The 19,577-nt window shown below is 70.8% G+C and carries 16 protein-coding genes; 11 read left to right on the plus strand and 5 right to left on the minus strand.

Annotated features, from left to right (window positions below):
* Positions 1-181 precede the first annotated feature (181 nt).
* The 11 genes from OG588_RS47505 to OG588_RS47555 all read left to right on the plus strand — a co-directional run bounded on the left by OG588_RS47505 (position 182) and on the right by OG588_RS47555 (position 12,904).
* On the plus strand, positions 182-2,338 hold the full coding sequence (locus tag OG588_RS47505; RefSeq protein ID WP_405952735.1) for a glycoside hydrolase family 27 protein: 2,157 nt from the start codon (positions 182-184) through the stop codon (positions 2,336-2,338).
* A 132-nt stretch (positions 2,339-2,470) separates the two neighbouring features.
* Entirely contained in the window at positions 2,471-3,760 is a 1,290-nt protein-coding gene (locus OG588_RS47510) for an ABC transporter substrate-binding protein (RefSeq protein WP_405952736.1), read from the plus strand.
* 1 nt (position 3,761) lies between these two features.
* Positions 3,762-4,697, plus strand: coding sequence for a carbohydrate ABC transporter permease (locus tag OG588_RS47515; protein ID WP_405952737.1), 936 nt, complete (start codon positions 3,762-3,764; stop codon positions 4,695-4,697).
* Positions 4,697-5,545, plus strand: a complete 849-nt coding sequence (locus tag OG588_RS47520; protein ID WP_405952738.1) for a carbohydrate ABC transporter permease — start codon at positions 4,697-4,699, stop codon at positions 5,543-5,545. The genes OG588_RS47515 and OG588_RS47520 overlap by 1 nt, the downstream gene beginning before the upstream one ends.
* Positions 5,542-7,608 (plus strand): alpha-galactosidase, encoded by a 2,067-nt coding sequence (locus tag OG588_RS47525; RefSeq protein ID WP_405952739.1) that lies wholly within the window; start codon positions 5,542-5,544, stop codon positions 7,606-7,608. The genes OG588_RS47520 and OG588_RS47525 overlap by 4 nt, the downstream gene beginning before the upstream one ends.
* Positions 7,609-7,692: 84 nt before the next feature.
* On the plus strand, positions 7,693-8,466 hold the full coding sequence (locus tag OG588_RS47530) for an SDR family NAD(P)-dependent oxidoreductase (protein ID WP_405952740.1): 774 nt from the start codon (positions 7,693-7,695) through the stop codon (positions 8,464-8,466).
* Positions 8,467-8,500: 34 nt separating this feature from the next.
* Positions 8,501-9,274 carry a FadR/GntR family transcriptional regulator gene (locus tag OG588_RS47535; RefSeq protein WP_405952741.1) on the plus strand — a complete coding sequence of 258 codons (774 nt, stop codon included), beginning with the start codon at positions 8,501-8,503 and terminating at the stop codon, positions 9,272-9,274.
* On the plus strand, positions 9,271-10,416 hold the full coding sequence (dgoD, locus tag OG588_RS47540; protein ID WP_366097626.1) for a galactonate dehydratase: 1,146 nt from the start codon (positions 9,271-9,273) through the stop codon (positions 10,414-10,416). Before OG588_RS47535 ends, dgoD begins: the two co-directional genes overlap by 4 nt.
* Positions 10,413-11,234, plus strand: a complete 822-nt coding sequence (locus OG588_RS47545) for a hypothetical protein (RefSeq protein WP_405952742.1) — start codon at positions 10,413-10,415, stop codon at positions 11,232-11,234. The genes dgoD and OG588_RS47545 overlap by 4 nt, the downstream gene beginning before the upstream one ends.
* 30 nt (positions 11,235-11,264) lie before the next feature.
* Positions 11,265-11,912: a bifunctional 4-hydroxy-2-oxoglutarate aldolase/2-dehydro-3-deoxy-phosphogluconate aldolase gene (locus OG588_RS47550; RefSeq protein WP_405952743.1), complete on the plus strand. Its 648-nt coding sequence runs from the start codon at positions 11,265-11,267 to the stop codon at positions 11,910-11,912.
* Complete coding sequence (locus OG588_RS47555; RefSeq protein WP_405952744.1) at positions 11,909-12,904, plus strand: sugar kinase; 996 nt, start codon at positions 11,909-11,911, stop codon at positions 12,902-12,904. The genes OG588_RS47550 and OG588_RS47555 overlap by 4 nt, the downstream gene beginning before the upstream one ends.
* A 19-nt stretch (positions 12,905-12,923) precedes the next feature.
* On the opposite strand, the gene OG588_RS47560 is transcribed toward OG588_RS47555, so the two are convergent.
* The 5 genes from OG588_RS47560 to OG588_RS47580 form a co-directional block, all read right to left on the minus strand.
* The gene (locus OG588_RS47560) at positions 12,924-13,283 is read right to left on the minus strand and encodes a hypothetical protein (RefSeq protein ID WP_266866800.1); all 360 of its coding nucleotides are present in this window, start codon (positions 13,281-13,283) and stop codon (positions 12,924-12,926) included.
* Between the two features lie 28 nt (positions 13,284-13,311).
* The gene (locus OG588_RS47565; RefSeq protein WP_405952745.1) at positions 13,312-13,983 is read right to left on the minus strand and encodes a SigE family RNA polymerase sigma factor; all 672 of its coding nucleotides are present in this window, start codon (positions 13,981-13,983) and stop codon (positions 13,312-13,314) included.
* Between the two features lie 154 nt (positions 13,984-14,137).
* On the minus strand, positions 14,138-14,539 hold the full coding sequence (locus OG588_RS47570) for a hypothetical protein (RefSeq protein ID WP_405952746.1): 402 nt from the start codon (positions 14,537-14,539) through the stop codon (positions 14,138-14,140).
* Positions 14,540-14,724: 185 nt separating this feature from the next.
* Positions 14,725-16,452: an MOSC domain-containing protein gene (locus OG588_RS47575; RefSeq protein WP_405952747.1), complete on the minus strand. Its 1,728-nt coding sequence runs from the start codon at positions 16,450-16,452 to the stop codon at positions 14,725-14,727.
* 118 nt (positions 16,453-16,570) lie between these two features.
* On the minus strand, positions 16,571-19,552 hold the full coding sequence (locus OG588_RS47580) for a glycoside hydrolase family 2 TIM barrel-domain containing protein (protein WP_405952748.1): 2,982 nt from the start codon (positions 19,550-19,552) through the stop codon (positions 16,571-16,573).
* Between the last annotated feature and the right edge of the window lie 25 nt (positions 19,553-19,577).

The following is a 19,577-nucleotide window of genomic DNA, read 5'->3' on the forward strand; positions in this document are numbered from 1 at the left end:
TGCCAAAGGCTGTGACGCGAGGGAAGCTGTGTCAACCCCTGAAGCAGCGTTCTAATAAATTAGGAATTAATATTGACAGGGTTTCGGCCGCGCGCCACAGTCGTCGCCGTGACGCCGGAAGCCCCTGTCGCAGTGCGGCCCGGGTCACGTCCTCCTGCTTCCCAACCCTCGGGAGAGGCAAGTGACTTCACATCCGCAGGTCCGCACACCCGCGGCTTCGAGACGGACCCGCCGTGCCACCGTCGTCGCCATCGGGACCGTACTGGCGGCGACCGCCGCTCCGGTGGCCACGGCGCAGAACACGGCCTCCGTGGCCACGGCGCAGACCGGCGTCGACCAGGGCGCACCCGACTACTACGACAGCGGCCTCGCGCCGACGCCCTACATGGGCTGGAACACCTACTACGGTCTCGGCGCACCCACGGAGCAGCAAGTGCGCTCCGTCGCGGACAAGCTGGTCAACAGCGGTCTGCGGGACGCCGGTTACGACATCGTGTGGCTCGACGGCGGCTGGCAGGCCGACAACCCGCGTGACGCCAACGGGCAGTTGGTCGCCAACCCCACCCGCTTCCCCTCCGGCATCCCCGCCCTCGTCTCCTACCTGCACCAGCGCGGCCTGAAGGCGGGCATCTACACCGACGCCGGGACCTACGACGGCGGCAAGAGCTGTGGCCTCGGCAGCAGGGGCCACTACGACGCGGACGCGCGGCAGTTCGCCGGCTGGAAGATCGACGCGGTCAAGGTCGACTTCCTGTGCGGCATCGGCGCGAAGCTCGATCCGGGCCCGGCGTTCAAGGAGTTCAGCGACGCGGTGGCCAAGTCCGGCCGCAAGATGCTGCTCAACCTGTGCAACCCGCTCACCGACGACTGGGGCCTGCCGCACACACCCGAGCAGGACGCGCACAACACGTACGTCTACGCCCCGACGATCGCCGACTCCTGGCGTACCGGCACGGACATCGCCTGGGGCACCCCGAGCCCGGGTCAATGGCCCAACATCCTGCGCAACATGGACGCGAACGCCTGGCACCCCGAGGCGCAGGGACCCGGGCACTACAACGACCCGGACTACCTCATCCCGATGCGCCAAATGGCGGACGGCACCCTGGAGTTGACCCAGGAGGAGTCCACCACGCAGTACGTGATGTGGGCCGAGATGGGCTCGCCGCTCGTCCTGGGTTCCGACCCGCGCACCCTGTCCGACTCGATGCTCGCCACCCTGCGCAACCCGGAGATCATCGCCGTCGACCAGGACCCGCTCGCGGTCCAGGGCGTGCGGGTGGCGAGTGACTCCGTCGGGGACGTGTACAGCAAGGTGCTGGAAGGACACGGGCAGCGCGCGGTCGTCCTGCTCAACCGGTCCGACCAACCGGCCCTGCGTACCGTGCAGTTCGCGGATACCGCACTCGGTGGACCGGTCCAGGTGCGTGACCTGCGGGCCCGCGTCGACCGGGGCACGCACACGGGGTCGTACACCGTCGAGGTCCCCGCGCACGGCACCGCGCTCCTCAAGCTGACCGGGGCTGACGCCCTGCCCGGCACGAACCTGGGCGCGAAGGCCACGGCGAGCCCGGCCGTCGTCCGCGACGGCGACACGCTCACCACCTTCCTGCGCGGACCGCACGGCTCGCTCGTCCAGCGGACCGACGGCGGGACGAAGGACCTCGGCGGCCCCGCGAAGGGCACGATTCTCGGCCAGCCCGCCGCCTACTCCTCGGCCGGCGGCCGGATCGACGTCTTCGTTCGCGGCGCCGACTCCCGCGTGTACCGGCGGGTCTACGTCGGCGGCCGTTGGGGCGCGTGGCAGAGCCTGGGCGGCCGGGTGACCGACGCACCGTCGGTGGCCTTCGCCGACTCCGCGCACTGGACGCTGTTCGCCACCGGCTCGGACGGGCAGGTCGTGCAGCGCGGCCCCTCGACCGGCTGGACCTCGCTCGGCGCACCCGGTGGCCGGGCGGTGTACGGGCGGCCGTCCGCCGCCGTGGACGCCCAGGGGCGGGTGCATGTGGCCGTGCGCACCGCGGCCGACGACGTGTGGACGCGGACCCGGGACACGTCGGGGGAGTGGTCGCCGTGGGCGTCGCTCGGGGGGACCCTCAGCGGGAGTCCGACGCTGGTCGCCGTAGGGGATGCCGTGGTGCTGTACGCGCGGGCCGCCGACTACACGCTCTGGCAGCAGCGGTACGAGAGCGGTGCGTGGCAGGGCTGGACCAAGCAACAGGCGTTCCCCAGCGCCGCGTTCGACGGTGCGCTCGGGGCGGTGGCCGGGCCGGACGGGACGGTCGACGCGGTGTTCCGCGGAGTCGACGGCTATGTGCACCTGGCCCAGTTCAACTAAGTGCACACCTGACCCAGTGCAACTAAATTAGTAATTATTCTTGACGTGGTGGGGACGCCACGTGAATCTGGAACCGCGTGCATCCGGATCTGCTTGCATCCGGATCCGCGCGGGATCCACAGGGAGCCATCCATGACGAACCATCAGCCAGACCGCCGCCGGTTCCTCGCCGGACTCGGTGCCGCGGGGGCGACGGCGCTGCTCAGCGGCTGTGTCACATCGACCTCCACCGCCAAGAGCTCCTCGAAGGGCGCGGTGAGCCTCCAGTCCAACCTCTCCGCCCCGCAGGCCAAGGCCGCGATGCAGGACCTCGTCGCCGCCTACGCCAAGAAGGGCTCCGACCGCGCAAGCCTCAACACGGTCGCGGCGGAGACCTTCCGCACCCAGCTGCCGACGTACCTCACCTCGGCCAACCCGCCGGACGTGTACACCTGGTACCCCGGCTCGGTCGCGGACGCCTACGCCAAGAAGAACCTGCTGCTCGACCTCGACGAGGCGTGGACCTCCTCGCCCGACCTCAAGCGCTACTCCAAGGCGCTCAACTCGCTGTGCACCGCGAGCTCCGGCAAGAAGGTCTTCGTGCCCAACACCTACTACTGGTGGGGCATGTTCTACCGGAAGTCCAACTTCGCCAAGTGGGGCGTGAGCGAGCCGAAGAGCTGGGACGAGTTCCTCGACCTGTGCGACAAGCTCAAGAGCAAGGGCGTCACACCGATCGGGCTGGGGGCCGGCGGCGGCACGGCCTGGGTGGCCTCGGCCTGGTTCGACTACCTCGACATCCGCATCAACGGCGCCGAGTACCACCGCCAACTCCTCGCGGGGAAGCACCGGTTCGACGACCCCGAGGTGCGCAAGGTCTTCGACCGCTGGCAGGAGGTGCTGCCGTACTTCGACCCGAACGGCGCCGCCGTCGCCTTCCAGGACGCGTCGACCTCCATGCTCAACGGCCGCAGCGCCATGATGCTCATCGGCACCTTCTTCGCCGACGCGGCACCCAAGAACGCCCTGGACGACATCGACTTCTTCCGCTTCCCCGTCATCGACTCCAAGGTCCCGCTCGCCGAAGAGGCGCCTGTGGACGGCTACTTCGCCAGCGCCCGCACCGGCCGCCACGACCAGGTCATCGACCTGATGAAGTACCTCGCCACCGCCGAGGCCCAGGAGATCTACATCAAGGGCTCCTCCGGCACCGTCCTGCCCTGCAACCCCGACGCCAAGGACGCCGGTACCGCGCTCGTCAAGAAGGGCCGCAAGCACGTCGATTCGGCCCTGGAGATCACCCAGTTCTTCAACCGGGACTCCAGCGACGCCCTCCAGCCCACCGCCGACAACGCGTTGATCAAGTTCCTGGCCAAGCCCAAGTCGATCGGGAGCATCCTCACCGACTGGCAGCGCGACGCCGAGAAGATCTGGAACGCGTGACATGGCCGTCCTGACCGCGCCCGAACGGAGGTCCCCGACCCCAACGCCCGCCAAGGGCAAGCGGGTTCGGGGACCCCGGCGGACACCCCCGCTGGTACTCGCCTTCGTCCTCGTCCCGCTCCTCGTCGAGGCGGTCTGGGTGTTCTGGCCCGCCGTGCAGGGCTTCTACCTCGCCCTGACCAAATGGGACGGCGTCTCCCCACCGCAGTTCGTCGGCCTGGGCAACTTCCGGGAGATGGCCCACGACGACGTCTTCCGCAGCGCGGCCGGCCACACCGTCCTCTGGCTCGTCCTCTTCGGCGGCCTGTCCGCCGTGCTCGGCCTCGCCGCAGCCCTGCTGCTCCAACAGGAGCGCCGCGGCGTCGGCTTCTACCGCGCGGCCCTGTTCCTGCCGGTTGTCTTCTCCTTGGTAGCCACGGCCCTGGTCTGGCAGGCGATCTATCAACCCGACGGCGTCCTCAACCAACTCCTGCAATCCGTCGGCCTCGGCAGCCTCCGCCACGCCTGGCTCGCCGATCAGGACACCGCCCTCTACGCCGTGATCGTGCCCGCGCTCTGGCGGCAGATCGGCTACGTCATGGTCCTCTACCTGGCAGGCCTCAAGGGCATCGACCCCGCCCTGTACGAGGCCGCCAAGGTCGACGGCGCCAGTGCCTGGCAGCGCCTGCGGCACGTCACCCTGCCCCAACTGCGCAGTGTCAACGCGGTGGTTCTGTCGGTCATTGTCATCGACTCGCTCCGCTCCTTCGACGTCGTCTGGTCGCTGACCCGCGGCGGCCCTTACCACTCCTCCGAGCTGCTGAGCACCTACATGTACTCAACCGCCTTCCAGTCCCTACGACTCGGCTACGGTTCCGCACTCGCCGTCGTCATCTTCGTGCTGGCCTTCGGCGTCATCTGTTCCTACCTCGTCCGCGCGTTCCGGGAGGCCGACTGATGTCCGCCAACTCCACGGCCCTGCGCCGAAGGCGTGCCGCGACCGCCGGATTCCACCTGGGCGCAGGCGCGTTGGCGATCCTGTGGCTGCTGCCCATCGCCCTGGTCCTGGTGACCAGCCTGCGCTCCTTCGACGACATCGCCGCGAACGGCCTGGGCAGTTGGCCGCACTCCTTCACCCTCGGCAACTTCCACCAGGCCTGGGTCGACGGCGGTCAGCAGCGCGCCCTCATCAACAGCCTGATCGTCACGATCCCCTGCGTCCTGATCACGCTGGCCCTCGCCGCCATGGCCGCCTTCGCCCTCAGCCGCTACGATCTCCGCTTCCGCCGCTCCCTGTTGCTCCTCATGCTCGGCGGCAACCTCCTCCCACCGCAGATCCTCCTCATCCCGGTCTCCAAGCTCAGCGAAGTGATGGGCATCTTCGACACCCTGCCCGCACTCGTCGGCGTACAGATCGGCTTCGGCGTCGGCTTCTACGTCTTCGTCCTGCACGGATTCATGCGCTCGATCCCGACTGAGATCCAGCAGGCGGCGGTCGTCGACGGCGCCGGCCCCTGGCAGATCTTCTGGCGGATCATCCTCCCGCTGACCCGCCCCGCCCTGGCCGCGCTCAGCGCCCTCTCCTTCACCTGGATCTTCAACGACCTGCTGTGGGCGATCACCGTGCTGCGCAGCGATACCAAGATGCCGATCACCGCCGCGCTCATCGGACTTCAGGGCCAGTTCGTGTCGATGTGGAACGTCATCGCGGCCGGCTCCGTCATCGCCGCCGCACCCACGGTCGCCGTGTTCCTGCGCTTCCAGCGGCACTTCGTGGCCGGGCTCAACCTCGGGGCGGTCAAGTGACCTACCAGCGCTGGACCTTGCGCACGGAGAACACCAGCTACACCGTGCGCCTGTCCCCGGACGGCCCCTGGGCCGAACTCGACGCATGGGGACCACTCGGCGTCGAGGACGGTCCGTCCGCGCTGGACTGGTCCAGGCGCACGCACTTCATCACACCCGCCGACGCGGCGCCGGCCGAGTATCTCCCGTACGGGCTGAGGCCGTTCACCGGGTCCGAGCTGATTGCGTCGCGTCCGGACGGCGAGGACCGGGGCATGTGGTGGGAGTTCGTCGGGGCGGAGACGGACGAGGGCACGCTCCGACTCGCCTTCCACGACGAGCTGTTGGGCCTCCGGACCGTCCTCCACTACGAGACCGTGCCGGGCACGGACGTGATCCTCCGCCGGACAGAGTTCACCGCCGCCTCGCAGGAACTCCGTCTGGAGCGGCTCGACTCGGCCGCCGTGAACATCCCCGTCACCGGAGTCGCCCGCCTGACGTACCTCACGGGCCAGTGGTCGCAGGAGTTCCAGCGCACCCAACTCGATCTGCCCCGGGGCACGTTCAGCATCGGCAGCCTCCAGGGCGCACCGGGACACGCTTACGCACCCTGGCTCGCGGTGCAGGACGGCGAGGCGCCGGCCGCGTACGGCATCGCCCTCGCCTGGCCCGGCAACTGGCACATCACCGCCGAGGCCGAACCCGGCGGTGCCGTGCGGGTGCGGGCGGGCCGCGTCCCACACGAAGACGCGGTGATCCTCGCCCCCGGCGAGACCCTCGCCACCCCCCAACTCGCCTGTGCCTTCAGCCCGGAGGGACTCGACGGACTCTCCCGCGTCTGGCACCGCTACGAACGACACCTCTCCGGCGAGCGCCTGCACCGCCCGCGCAAGGTCCTCTACAACTCCTGGGAAGCCACCGGCTTCGACGTCGACGCGGACGGGCAGTTGGAGCTGGCGAAGACGGCCGCCGATATCGGGGCCGAGCTGTTCGTCGTGGACGACGGCTGGTTCACCGGGCGCGGCGACGACACCGGGGGACTGGGGGACTGGTGGCCGGACCCGGCCGCCTTCCCGCAGGGCGTCGACCAATTCATCGCGGACGTAAGGGCGTTGGGCCTGGACTTCGGTCTGTGGATAGAGCCCGAGGCCGTGAGTCCGGGGAGTCGTCTGTACGCCGAACACCCCGAGTGGGTCTACCGGATCGAGGGCCGTCCCGGCCGACTCGTCCGCAACGAGCTGCTCCTCGACCTGGGCCGGACCGACGTCCAGGACTTCGTGATCGGGACACTCGACCGGCTGCTCGGCACCTACGCCATCAGCTATCTCAAGTGGGACATGAACCGCCCGCCCACCGAACGAGGACGCCCCGGTGCCGGCCGGGTCGACCTGGACGCCGAGCATGTCGCCGGATACCTGCGCGTCCTCGACTACCTCCGTTCCGCCCACCCCGATGTCACCGTCGAGGGCTGCGCGGGCGGTGGCGGACGGATCGAGCATGCGACGATCGCGCGCACCGACGTGGTCTGGCCCAGCGACAACACCGCACCGCTGGACCGGCTTTCGACCCAGTACGGCTTCCTGCACGCGCACGCCCCGCACGTCATGAGTTCCTGGGTCACCGACGCGCCCGGCATCTTCGATCCGCGCCCGCGCAGTCTCGCCTTCCGGTTCGTCAACGCCATGTGCGGAGTGCTGGGCATCGGCGCCGACCTGCGCGCGTGGACGCCGGAGCAGCGGGCCGAGGCCGCCAGGTGGATCGGCCGGTACAAGGAGGTGCGGGACGTGATCCACCATGGTGAGGCACGGCTCCTCGGTACGCCGGAGGAGCCGAGCTGCGGGGTGCAGTACGACGCCGGGGACCGGACCGTCGTCGCCGCGCTGAGCACCGGGCGGCTCGACGGGGCCCCGCTCATGCCGGGGCGGGCGGACCGGCTCCGGTTGCGGGGGCTCGAACCGGCGGCGCGCTATCGGGACACGGCGACGGGAACGTCGTACGGCGGAGCGCATCTGTTGCACTACGGGCTGCCGTTCGCCTGGAGTCGCGATCATGACGCCGACCTGGTCGTGCTCGTGCGCGAATGAGCGAGTGAGCCCCTTATGTTTCCAGCAAGCCCTTACTCGTGAAAGACGCGAAGGACCCGAAGGTCGCGAAGGAGTCGAACCTCGATGGAGCAGTCCGTACGACGGATCGGTGCCCGTTTCACCGGGCGCACGGCCGTGGTCACCGGTGCGGCCTCCGGCATCGGAGCCGCCACGGCCGTACGCCTCGCCGAGGAGGGAGCCGCCGTGGTGCTCGCCGACGTAGCCGAGGAGCGGGGCGAGGCGGTGGCGGAGCGGATCGGCAAGGACGGTGGGCGGGCGCGGTTCGTGGCCGCAGATGTCGCGGGCGAGGACGACTGGGCGCGGATCGTTCGCGTCGCCCACACTTTCGGGCCCGTCGACGTGCTTGTCAGCAATGCCTACACCGTCGATGTCACACCCGCCCACGAGATGACCCTGCCGTCCTGGCAGCGGCAGCTCGACGTCAATCTGACCGGCAGCTTCCTCGGGTTCCGGGCGGTGCTGCCCGATCTGGAGGAACGGCGGGGCGCGGTGGTGCTGACCTCGTCCGTGCACGCCCACAAGGGCATCCCCGGGCATCCCGCCTACGCCGCCGCCAAGGGCGCCCTGCTCTCCCTGTGCAGTCAACTAGCCGTCGAATACGGGCCTGTTGTTCGCGTCAACGCCGTCCTGCCGGGACCGATACTGACCGCGGCCTGGGACAGAGTGCCGCCGGAGGAACGGGAACGCAGCATCGCCGAGACGGCCGTACGCCGCTTCGGCACGCCCGAGGAAGTGGCGGCGGCCATCGCGTTCCTCAGCGCCGACGAAGCCTCCTTCATCACCGGGACGAGTCTCGTGGTGGACGGCGGCTGGAGCGTCGTCAAGGCCTCCGCATGACCACGCTCCCCAACCAGCAGAAAGGCTGTACGACATGACGCCCTATGCCCGTCGAGGCGTCCACGGCCAGACCGTGGAACTCCTCGCCCGCCGCATCCTGGGCGGTGAGATCGCCGAAGGGGCCACACTCGATCTGGTCGCGCTGCAGAGCGAGTTGGACGTGAGCCTGACCGCGCTGCGCGAGTCGCTGAAGGTGCTCGCCGCCAAGGGGATGGTCGACGCCCGGCAGCGTCGCGGCACGTTCGTGCGCCCCCGCGCCGAGTGGAACCTGCTCGACGCCGACGTACTGCGCTGGCAGTTCGAGGGCGCCTCCACTTCGGAGTCCGACCAGGCGCTGCTGCACAACCTCGCCGAAGTCCGCTCCATCATCGAGCCCGCCGCCGTACGCCTCGCCGCCCAGCGCCGCACCGACGCGGACCTGGCCGCCCTGGACGGCGCCCTCGACGTCATGGGGGAGCAGGGCAACGGCGCCGCCCACGCCGTCGAGGCCGACCTCGCCTTCCACCGCGCGCTGCTCGCCGCCACCCACAACGAACTCCTCGAACGCATGGAGATGGTGATCGAGTCCGGCCTCGCGCACCGCGACCGCATCGTGCACAGCGCCCCGCACAGCGAGGACCCGGTCCCCGCCCACCGCGCCGTCCTGGACGCCGTACGCGACCAGGACCCGCAGGCCGCCGAGGCCGCGATGCGTGCCCTGCTCGACCAGGCCGGCCGCGACCTGGACCGGCTCGGCGACGCGGAAGAGGGTTCCCCAGCGGACTCCGCTCAGGACTCCGAAGAAACGGAAGGCTCCCGGTCTCAGTGAAGATCACCCGTGTCGAGACCTTTCTGGTCCCGCCCCGCTGGCTGTTCTGCCGTGTCGAGACCGACGAGGGCGTGATCGGCTGGGGCGAGCCGGTCGTCGAAGGACGCGCCGAGGTCGTGCGTGCCGCCGTCGACGTGCTGGCCGAACACCTCGTGGGCCAGGACCCGTTGCGCATCCAGGACCACTGGCAGGTCATGTCCAAGGGCGGCTTCTACCGGGGCGGCCCGATCCTCTCCAGCGCCGTCGCCGGCCTCGACCAGGCGCTGTGGGACATCGCCGGGAAGACCTACGGCGCCCCCGTGCACGCGCTGCTCGGCGGCCCGGTGCGCGACCGCGTCCGGGTCTACGCCTGGGTCGGCGGCGACGAACCCGCCCAGCTCAGCGAGCAGATCGCCGCCCAGGTCGAGGCCGGTTTCACCGCGGTGAAGATGAACGCCGCCGGAGCCACCTCACCGATCCCCACGCCCGCCGAGACCGCCGCGATCGTCGCCCGGGTGGCCGCCGCCCGCGAGGCACTCGGCCCCGACCGTGACGTCGCCGTCGACTTCCACGGCCGCTTCACCGCCGCCGGCGCTCGCCGCGTCCTCGCCGAACTCGCCCCGCTGCACCCGCTGTTCGTCGAGGAACCCGTCCTGCCCGAGCACGGCCGTCAGCTGGCCGGCCTGGTCGAGTCGAGCCCGGTACCGCTCGCCACCGGTGAACGCCTTTACGGACGCGCCGAGTTCCTGCCCGTGCTGGCCGCGGGCATCGCCGTCGCCCAGCCCGACCTGTCCCACGCCGGCGGCATCTCGGAGGTCCACCGCATCGCCTCCCTCGCGGAGGCCTACGGCGCCCAACTCGCCCCGCACTGTCCGCTCGGTCCGATCGCGCTGGCGGCCAGTCTGCAGGTCGCGTTCGCCACCCCCAACTTCCTCATCCAGGAGCAGAGTCGGGGCATCCACTACAACAAGGACGCCGACCTGCTCTCCTACCTCGTCGATCCTGCGCCGTTCCGGTTCGTCGACGGCCACGCCCTGCGCGGTGACGCCCCGGGCCTCGGCATCACGATCGACGAGGCCGCCGTACGCGCCGCCGACCGCACCGGTCACGCCTGGCGCAACCCGGTGTGGCGGCACCCCGACGGCTCCTTCGCGGAGTGGTGACCGTGCCGTTGGACATCGTTATCGACCGTGCCCACGGCGGGCGTTGGACCTCGCTGCGCACAACGGCGGGGCGCGAGTGGCTGTGGCGGCGCGAGGCACCTGAGCGCGACAACGTTTCCCCCGGCGACGCCTTCGTGGACGCGGGCGGACTGGAGGAGTGCATACCGACGGTCCGGGGCGCGCCCGACCACGGTGACGCCTGGTCAAGACCCTGGCGGCGAGAGGGAGTTGCCGACGTCCTCCACTGCGACCGGTTCACCCTGGCGCGTACGGTGCGTGCCACCACCGACGGAGCTGTGGCCGACTACGTCCTGACGGCCGACGCGGGCTTCCGCTTCGTATGGGCCGCCCATGCTCTGCTCGACCTCTCCGACGGTGCGGATCTGCACATCCGCGACGGGGCGCGCACCCGGCTCTTCCCCGAGGCGGCGCCGCTGTTGGAGCCGGCGTGGCCCACCGGCGCCCCATGGGTGGAAGGCGGCTGGCCCACGCCGTGCGGACTGCGCCTGGACCGTTTCGGTCCGGACGACGGGACCGCCGTAGGAGCGGTCGTGGACGCTTCCCACTGCTGCGTCCACGACCAGGACGACCGACTCGCACTCGCCCTCGAAGCCGACGGGCAGCCCTTGTCCATCGCGCTGTGGCGCAACCTCGGCGGCTTTCCCGCCCCGCACCCCTACCGCAGCACCGGCGTCGAACCGATGCTCGGCCGCGTCTTCGACCTCGCCGAGGCGGGCCCTGATGACGCCGCTCGGGTACCCGCCTCGGGCGAGGTGCGATGGCGGCTGACGCTGACCACGAACTGCCGTTGTGCCTGAACCGACCTGTACAGGAAGGGAATTCGTCACATGGATCTGCGAGCGGCCCTGGCCGCACACCGTCTCGTCGCGATCATTCGCGGCACCGACCCGGAAGCCGCCGTACGCACCGTACTGACCCTCGCCGAGGAGGGCGTCGAACTGATCGAGGTGTCCCTGACCGGCACGGACGCCCTGTCCGTCATGGAGCGAGCACGCAAGGAACTCGGCCCCGACCGCCCCCTCGGCGCCGGTACGGTCCTGACCGCCGACGACGCCCGCGCCGCTCACCGGGCCGGCGCGAACTTCGCCGTCACCCCAGCACTCGGAGACGGCATCCGCGAGGCACACCGACTCGAACTGCCGGTGATCGCAGGGGTGTTGACCCCCACCGAGATCCTCGCCGCACGCCCCCTCGGTGTCGCCGCGCTGAAGATCTTCCCGGCGGCGGAGGCCGGCGGTCCCGCCTATCTCAAGGCGTTGCGGGGCCCGTTCCCGGATGAGGCGTTCGTACCGGTGGGCGGCGTGGACGAGTTGGCCGCGAGGGAGTACCTGAACGCCGGAGCGACCGCTGTCGGCGTCGGCTCGCCCCTGATCGGCGACGCGGCCGACGGCGGCAGCCTGACCGCGCTGCGTGCCCGAACTCGCGCCTTTCTCAACGTCGTTGAGGAAGCCTCGTTCGCGCGGGAGGCATCATGACGAGCGGATGGCAGCCGACGGAAGGTGCGGTCGTCTGTATCGGGGAGACCATGGCGGCCCTTGCCCCCGCTCCGTCCTCGTCGCTGGAGTGTGCCGACGATCTGCGGGTGTCGGTGGCCGGGGCGGAGTCGAACGTGGCCATGTATCTGGCCGACCTGGGGATCCCCGTGTCGTGGCTCTCGGCCGTGGGCGACGACCCGTTGGGACGGCGCGTGCTCGCGGAGGTCGGCGCGGCGGGTGTCGATGTGAGTGGTGTGCGGTGTGATCCGGAGCGGCCCACGGGACTGCTCGTGAAGGAACCGACCGGTGCGCGGACCCGGGTCCACTACTACCGCGGCAACTCGGCGGCCTCGGCGATGGGCCCCGACGTACTCGACGACGACAAGCTCGGATCGGCCTCCATCCTCCATCTCACGGGCGTGACACCGGCGTTGTCCCCGTCCTGCCGGAGCCTGGTGGCCACCGCGCTCACCGTCCCGGCCGCCGACCGGCCGTACGCCATCAGCTTCGACGTCAACCACCGCCCCGCGCTGTGGCCGCCCGGTACGGCCGCCACCGTGCTGCGCGATCTCGCCGACCGGGCCGACATCACCTTCGTCGGCCTCGACGAGGCGCGGGAGTTGTGGGACGCGAACCTCCAACCGGCCGACGTACGGGCGCTGTTGCCGCACCCGCGCCTTCTCGTCGTCAAGGACGGCGGCCATTCCGCCATCGCCTTCAGCGACGAAGGCGTACGGACCGTGCCCGCGCTGGACACGGACGTGGTGGAGCCCGTCGGCGCGGGCGACGCGTTCGCCGCCGGAGTCCTGACCGGGCTGCTGCGCGGTGGGGGCATGGAGCGTGCGCTGCGGCTGGGACACATCACGGCGGCATCGGCCCTGAAGGTGACCGCCGATCACGGTCCCCTGCCGGACAGCGCCCGGATCGAGTGGCTTCTTGAGCTTCCGACGAGCGAGTGGGCGGCCGGGGCCGGGACCAGTTTCTGTGGGTGACCAAGTGCGTCGCGCCCGGTCAGGGATTGAGCGACGCGGTGACCCCGCCCGACCCAGGAGGAACGGGTACGGCGTCGGTGGCGTTGGGAGTGGGTGACACCGAGGGGCGGTTCGCGGGCCTGACCGGTGGCTCCCGGACCTCGTGCATCGCCACGAACAGGACGCCGATCACCGCGGCGGCCACGACGAGCAACGCGACGGCGGTACGGCGGACCGGGTGGAGGGCCGGGAGCCGGAACAGCCGGGCCTGCCCGGTCGGCGGGGCCGGGGGACGCAGCGCGTGCACATCGACGGAGTCGGCCCGGGCGCGCAGGGCGTTGCGCAGCCGCTCTTCGAGGGGGTCCGGCGGGAGGCCGGAACCGAGGTCCTGTTCGATCATCGGGACGCCTCCGGGGTCATACGTGTCGTCATGAGGACGCCTCCAACTCTCGGCGCAGGGCGGCCAGCGCGCGGCTCGCGGTGGATTTGACCGCCCCGCGGGACAGACCCAGGGTGTCGGCGATCTGGGCCTCGCTGAGATGGGACCAGTACCGCAGGACCAGCACTTCACGTTGCCGCCGGGTCAACCGGTGCAGGGCGGCGATCACTTCACCGTGCTCCTCGCGCAACAGCACAGGCTCTTCGGCCGAGGGCGCGTGCCCTTCGCGCTCGGGCACGTGGGCCCGTACCGTACGGCGGCGACGCAGGACCGAGCGTGATGTGTTGACCACGCTGGTGCGCAGATACGCGTCGGGGTTGTCCAGGCCGGTCAGCCGCTCGCCGTGACGGCGGTAGAGCGCGGCGAATACGTCCTGCACCACGTCCTCCGCCGTGGGGAGGTCGTCCACCAGGAGCAGGGCCAGGCGGACGAGGGGCAGGCGGCGGTGGGCGTAGAGCTCGTCGATACCGGGTTCGCCGAGGTCGGCAGGTACGGCCGGTGCGTCGGGCGCCACCGGGAGGTCCTCGCGTGGCCGAGACACCCCGCGCACCAGGTGCCGTAGCGCCTGTCGCAACGCGTCCGACCAAGTGCGAGCAGGGAAGTGTCGGGGTCGGTAGCCGCCCGGCGGTACACCGTAGGCCGGGGTCGTCGCCGCGTTCATGCATCTCCAGGACAGCAAGGTCTTCGTACATCCGCCCGGAATCACCGGACGGGCGGTGGAGTCGCCGGGCAGGTACCCGGCGGCTCCACCTCGGCACGGGCCGCCGAATGGCCCGTAGCCGATCAGCGGCGCTCGGCCGCGTCCGTCTGCTCCGTCACCGCTTGGCGGGAACGGGCTTGGCGTCCCTGGCGGAGTGGTCCGGGGCGGTGTCCTTCCCGTCGGGTGTCGCCTCGACCGGGTCGCCGACGTTCGGGCCCGGGTCCACGCACTCGCCGCCCGGCACCGCGTCGACCGGGTCCTCGCCGAGCGTCGTGTACGACACCTGGTTGTCCTTGACACTGTTGTCCACCCCGTTCGGCACCGCCTCGACCGGCGCCGGGCACAGCTCGGTGTACGTCACCTGGGTGGGCACCGGCTTGGGCTCGGACGCGGAGTTGTCGGCGTGGGCGGTGAACGAGCCGCCGATGGCGAGCGCGGCGGCGGCGCCGGTGACGCCCAGGGCGATCCGCACCCGGCCCGCGCGGAGGCTGCGGCGGACGGTCTGACCTGCAGACATGTGATTCCTCGAATCGTCGATGCTGACGGGACTGGCGGGCCGCCGCCACGGCTGGCTTCCCGTGGCAAGGGCCCTGGCTCGGAGGCGCCTCCACCCGGACAGACGTTCCGAGGGCATCGAGGTTGCAGGTCGGAAGAATCTTTTCTACGGGGCGAATCTTTTCTACGGGACGTGCGTGACGGCCCTTACATGTCCAGGACGAGGTCCGTGCCGGGACGGGCGCAGCAGATCAGGATCTCGCCGTCGGCCGGTGGCTCCAGCGGGTCGGGGGAGTAGGTGATCGTGCCGGACAGCAGGGGCGTGACGCAGGCGTGGCAGACGCCGGTGCGGCAGCTCCAGCGGGTGGGTACGTCGCAGGCGTCGGCGAGTTCGAGCACACTGCGGTTGTTGTCGGCGTCGAACGGGACGGCGATGCCGCTGCGGGCGAAGGTCACCAGCGGGCCGGTTCCGGGCGGGCCCGGGGGCTGGTGAGGTGCGCGGGCGGGGTGGTCGGTGAGGCCGGGGTTGATCGCGCCCAGGGTTCCGAACAGCTCGGTGTGGATGTGCGCCGGGTCGATGCCGGCCTCGGTGAGGGCCTGCCGCATGTCGGTCATGAAGGGGGCGGGGCCACAGACGTACGCGGTCGCGTCGGCCGGGACCGACAGCGCGAGCAGCTTGTCCTTCGTGAGGCGTCCCGGGGTGGCATGGGCGTGCCGAAGCTCCTCGGGTGCGGCCGCGCTGTAGAAGACGTGCTCGTGCGCGTCCGGCAGCGAGGTGAGCAGGTCGTGGGCCTCGGCGGCGAGGGGGTGTTCCCGGGGGCCGCGGGCACCGTGGATCCACCAGACCTCGCGCTTGCTGCCCTGCGCGGCAAGTTCGTGCAGCATGGACAGCACCGGCGTGAGACCGATACCGGCGGAGACGAGGAGGACCGGTCCAACGTCCTCGGCGTACACGAACTCCCCACGGGGCGCGGCGACTTCGAGGACCGTGCCCGGTCGTAGCCGCGTGGTGAGGTAGCCGCTGGCGGTGCCGTGGGGCTCGTGTTTGACGCTGATCCGATAGCTGCCGGCGTCGGGTGCGGCAGACAGCGAATAGCTGCGCACGGGGGCGGGGCCGGTCGTGGCGGGGATGCGCAGGGTCAGGTACTGGCCCGCGCGGGCGGCCGGGAGCGGGGAGTCGTCCGGGGCGGCCAGCCGGATCGAGGTGACCGTCGTGCTCTCCGGGACCACGTCCGTCACGCGCAGCGCGCGGAAACCGTTCCAGGCCGGGCGGGCGGTGGTCGCCGTACCGTCGGCTGCGGCGAGCAGTTCACGGAACGACCCCTGCCAGCCGGGGCTCAGCGCGGGCACGTCCAGCGCGAGGCGCAGCTTGGCGGGGTCGCGGCCGGGGAGGTAGAGCAGCGCGTCGGTGTCGGCCACGCTCAGCTCGCCTGGACCGGTCCAGGTTCGTACGATCCGGTCGCCGGCCTGCACCCGGCCCTCCCGCACGACCCGCATGTAGAACCCGGGACGGTGATGGCTCACCAGCAGGGCGGCCAGCTCGGGTTCGCCGAAGCGCATACCGACGCGGTAGCAGGTGACGCGCGGCTGGGTGACCTCGAACTCGGCCTCGCCGATGCGATACCGGTCGCCGATGCACACCTCGTCGTCGAGCAGACCGTCCACGGTGAGGTTCTCGCCGAACTGGCCGTAGCCGAGGTCGTCCCGGCCGAAGTGCCGCTGCCAGTGCCGGTACGACTGGATCTGGTAGACGAGCACGGCCCGCTGCTCGCCGCCGTGGCCCGCGGTGTCGCCCTGGCCGTCGCCGTCGATGTTGAGCCGACGGACCATCGCGGGGCCCACCACCGGGTACTTCCACACGCCTGTACAGACGTTCTTGCCCTGCCAGGGAACGTCCTTCGGCATACCGACATTCACCGACAGCAGGGTGGGCACGGGGAACTCCTTCCCACGGGGAACTCTTCCCACAGGACGACCGGTACGGCAGGCCGTCCCCTCCCATACTGAGGGCGCGGTCCCCGCTGTGCGAGACCGCGCCCTCAGCCGCGCCGTTCTAGCGCGGTGCCGTGATCCGGAGCCTGATCGTCCGGGCTTCCGGGCGCAACGCGAACTCGGGCCACACGTCCGGACCGCAGGCCCGGGAGCCGAGCCCGTGCTGGGCGGCGTCGACGAACAGCCGGCTCGTCGTCGATTCCGGCAGCTCGTACGGGTGTCCGGCCTTGGCGATCTCCTGCGGGGTGTGCCGGCTGAGCGTGAAGCCGGGACGGCGACCGTGTGTGTCGGGGAGTGCCTCGATGTGCAGCACCTCGGTGTCGCCGCTGGTCAGGGCCAGTCGACGCAGTTCGGAGCGGTGACCGGTCTCCTGGGGGCGCGCGTAATCGACCGAGAGGTCGCCGATGGTCGCGGAGAAACGGCCGGTGCGGGCCGCGCGGACACTGTCCGGGTAGGACTCCAGCGGGCCGAGGCCGAACCACTCGGCGCCGTCGACCGCAGCCGCGCCGTCGGGCAGGTCGAAACGCACCCCGATCCGCGGCCACACCGTCCGCCAGCCCCGCGAGGGCTGGATCTCCACCCGCAGCTCTACTTGGTCGTCGCTCTCGCGCGACCAGACGGACTCCACCAGCACCGACAGGGCAGAGTCGGCTGCCGACACCTTGTCGACCGTGCGCAGCGCGTCCGCGCTCTGCTCCACGGACACCCGGCGGGAGGTCAGCCGGTCGAGCCCGTCACGAAGCCACAGCTCGGCGTTGGACACTCCGGAGACACTCGCGTCACTCTCGTCGACCTCGCCCCACGCGCCCTTGTCGTTGTCGGTCGGCGCGCGGAACAGCTCCAATCTCGGCCCCGCTACGGCCCGTTCGCCCAGCCTGACGAGAGACCCTCCGACGAACTCCGCGACGCCGAGCGCGAGCGTCCCGTCGCCGGGTTGCCAGTCGAACCGGCCACGGCCACCGGGTACCGGACGGCGAACCGACCGGTCCAGCTGGGCAGTTGCGACGACATGACCCGCGGGCGCCCAAGGGGTTGCTGTCGCCAGCACCGCGTCCACCGTCACCCAGGTCTCGGCGTCCGGCGACACCGGGACCGCCGGCAGCGACACCCGGCCCGAGTCGCCCGCCGCGACGAGGGGGACCGCCAACTCCCGTGATTCCACGGGCACTCCGTCATGCTCGACCCGCCAGCGGAAGCGCAGGTCCGACGTGTCGGTCGTATGCCGGAGGTTGGTGATCGCGACCTTGTCGCCGTCGAAGGCGAAGCGCACCGGTGCCACGACGGCCTTGAACTCGTGGAGGCTCGGGGTCGGCACGTCGTTGCTCAACACCATGCCGTCCATGACGAAGTTGCCGTCGTGGACGACCTCGCCGAAGTCGCCGCCGTACGCGTAGTACGGCGTCCCGTCCGCAGCCGTGGCCAGGATGCCGTGGTCGCGCCACTCCCAGACGAACCCGCCGTGCAGGCGCGGATGTTGGTGCACCAGCGCCTCGTACTGGTCGAACGCGCCCGGCCCGTTGCCCATCGCGTGGGCGTACTCGCACAGCAGGAACGGCCTGGTGCGCTGCCTGGCGCCTTGTGCGGGCGTGCAGTTGAGGAGCGGGGCGCGTGAGCCGTCGGTGCCGATCTGCTCGGTCTCCAGCACGGACGCGTACATGCGCGAGTAGACGTCGGTGTACTCGCCGGTGTAGTCGCCCTCGTAGTGCACGGGTCGTTCGGCGTCACGGGCGTGGACCCACGCCGACATGGCGGCGAGGTTGCTGCCGGTGCCCGCCTCGTTGCCGAGGGACCAGATCACGATGCTGGGATGGTTCTTGTCCCGTTCCACCGTGCGCTCGACACGGTCCAGATACGCCTCGCGCCAAGCCGGGTCGTCGCTGGGGTTGCCGACCCAGCCGACCTTGTCGAAGCCGTGCGTCTCCAGATCGCATTCCAGGATCACCCAGAATCCGAGCTCGTCGGCGAGGTCGAGCAGCCGGGGATGCGGCGGGTAGTGGCTGGTGCGGATCGCGTTCACGTTGAACCGCTTCATCAGCGCCAGGTCCGCGCGTGCGTGCTCCTCGTCGAAGACACGGCCGCGCTCGGGGTGGGTCTCGTGCCGGTTCACGCCGTGGAACACGACCCGCCGCCCGTTCACCAGGAACTGGTCCCCGCGGATCTCGACCGTACGGAAACCCACCCGCAGGGTGATGGTCTCCGCGGCAGTCGACACCGTGGCGTCGTACAGGCGTGGCAGCTCGGCCGACCAGGGCTCCACCTCGGCGATGTCGACGGCGGCCACCTCGTCCGGCGTCGCCCAGACCCGCTCGACGCCGAGTTCGGGAATGCGCAGGGTGACCGGGAACGCCGTGGCGTCGGCGACGACCTCGGCCTCGACCCGCCCGCGCCCGTCGTCGAAGCCGGTCCGCAGCCAGACGTCCTCGATGCCCCCGGCGGGACGGGCGGTCAGGGTGACGTCCCGGAAGATGCCCGGCAGCCACCACTGGTCCTGGTCCTCGACATAACTGGCCGCCGACCACTGGTGCACCCGCACGGCGACGACGTTCTCACCAGGGCGTACGGCGGACGTCACGTCGAACTCGTGGGCCAGCCGGCTGCCGCTCGCGCCGCCGATCCCGACCCCGTTGACCCACACGCGGAAGAGGGACTCGACACCGTCGAAGCGCAGGACGACCCGCTCGGCGTCCGACCAGTCGGCGGGGACGTCGAAGGTGCGGCGGTAGTCGCCGGTGGGGTTCTCGTCCGGGACGTACGGCGGGTCGATCGGGAACGGGAACTGGACGTTCGTGTAGATCGGGCGGCCGTACGCTCCGTCGCCCTCCAGCACCCAGTGGGCGGGCACGGGGATGCTGTCCCAGCCGTGGTCGTCGAAGCCGTCGGCCGCGAAGTCCTCCGCCGCCGACGCCGTGGGGGAGAGGCGGAAACGCCAGGACCCGTTCAGGGAAAGGGACTTCGCGTCGGAGTGCAGCCACGAGCGCGCCGGACGCAGGGCGCCGCGCCCGGGGGCGAGGTCGGAAACATGAGGGGAGAACTCGGGAAGCACGAGGTCACAACGCTTTCGTGAGAGC

The organism is Streptomyces prunicolor, from assembly GCF_045162825.1.
Lineage (GTDB): Bacteria > Actinomycetota > Actinomycetes > Streptomycetales > Streptomycetaceae > Streptomyces > Streptomyces prunicolor.

Excerpts from the sequence above, each read along its gene's own strand:
- OG588_RS47510 (WP_405952736.1), top strand. The coding sequence starts at position 2,471 with ATGACGAACCATCAGCCAGACCGCCGCCGGTTCCTCGCCGGACTCGGT.
- OG588_RS47515 (WP_405952737.1), top strand. The coding sequence starts at position 3,762 with ATGGCCGTCCTGACCGCGCCCGAACGGAGGTCCCCGACCCCAACGCCC.
- OG588_RS47520 (WP_405952738.1), top strand. The coding sequence starts at position 4,697 with ATGTCCGCCAACTCCACGGCCCTGCGCCGAAGGCGTGCCGCGACCGCC.
- OG588_RS47530 (WP_405952740.1), top strand. The coding sequence starts at position 7,693 with ATGGAGCAGTCCGTACGACGGATCGGTGCCCGTTTCACCGGGCGCACG.
- OG588_RS47535 (WP_405952741.1), top strand. The coding sequence starts at position 8,501 with ATGACGCCCTATGCCCGTCGAGGCGTCCACGGCCAGACCGTGGAACTC.
- OG588_RS47550 (WP_405952743.1), top strand. The coding sequence starts at position 11,265 with ATGGATCTGCGAGCGGCCCTGGCCGCACACCGTCTCGTCGCGATCATT.
- OG588_RS47555 (WP_405952744.1), top strand. The coding sequence starts at position 11,909 with ATGACGAGCGGATGGCAGCCGACGGAAGGTGCGGTCGTCTGTATCGGG.
- OG588_RS47560 (WP_266866800.1), bottom strand. The coding sequence starts at position 13,283 with ATGATCGAACAGGACCTCGGTTCCGGCCTCCCGCCGGACCCCCTCGAA.
- OG588_RS47565 (WP_405952745.1), bottom strand. The coding sequence starts at position 13,983 with ATGAACGCGGCGACGACCCCGGCCTACGGTGTACCGCCGGGCGGCTAC.
- OG588_RS47570 (WP_405952746.1), bottom strand. The coding sequence starts at position 14,539 with ATGTCTGCAGGTCAGACCGTCCGCCGCAGCCTCCGCGCGGGCCGGGTG.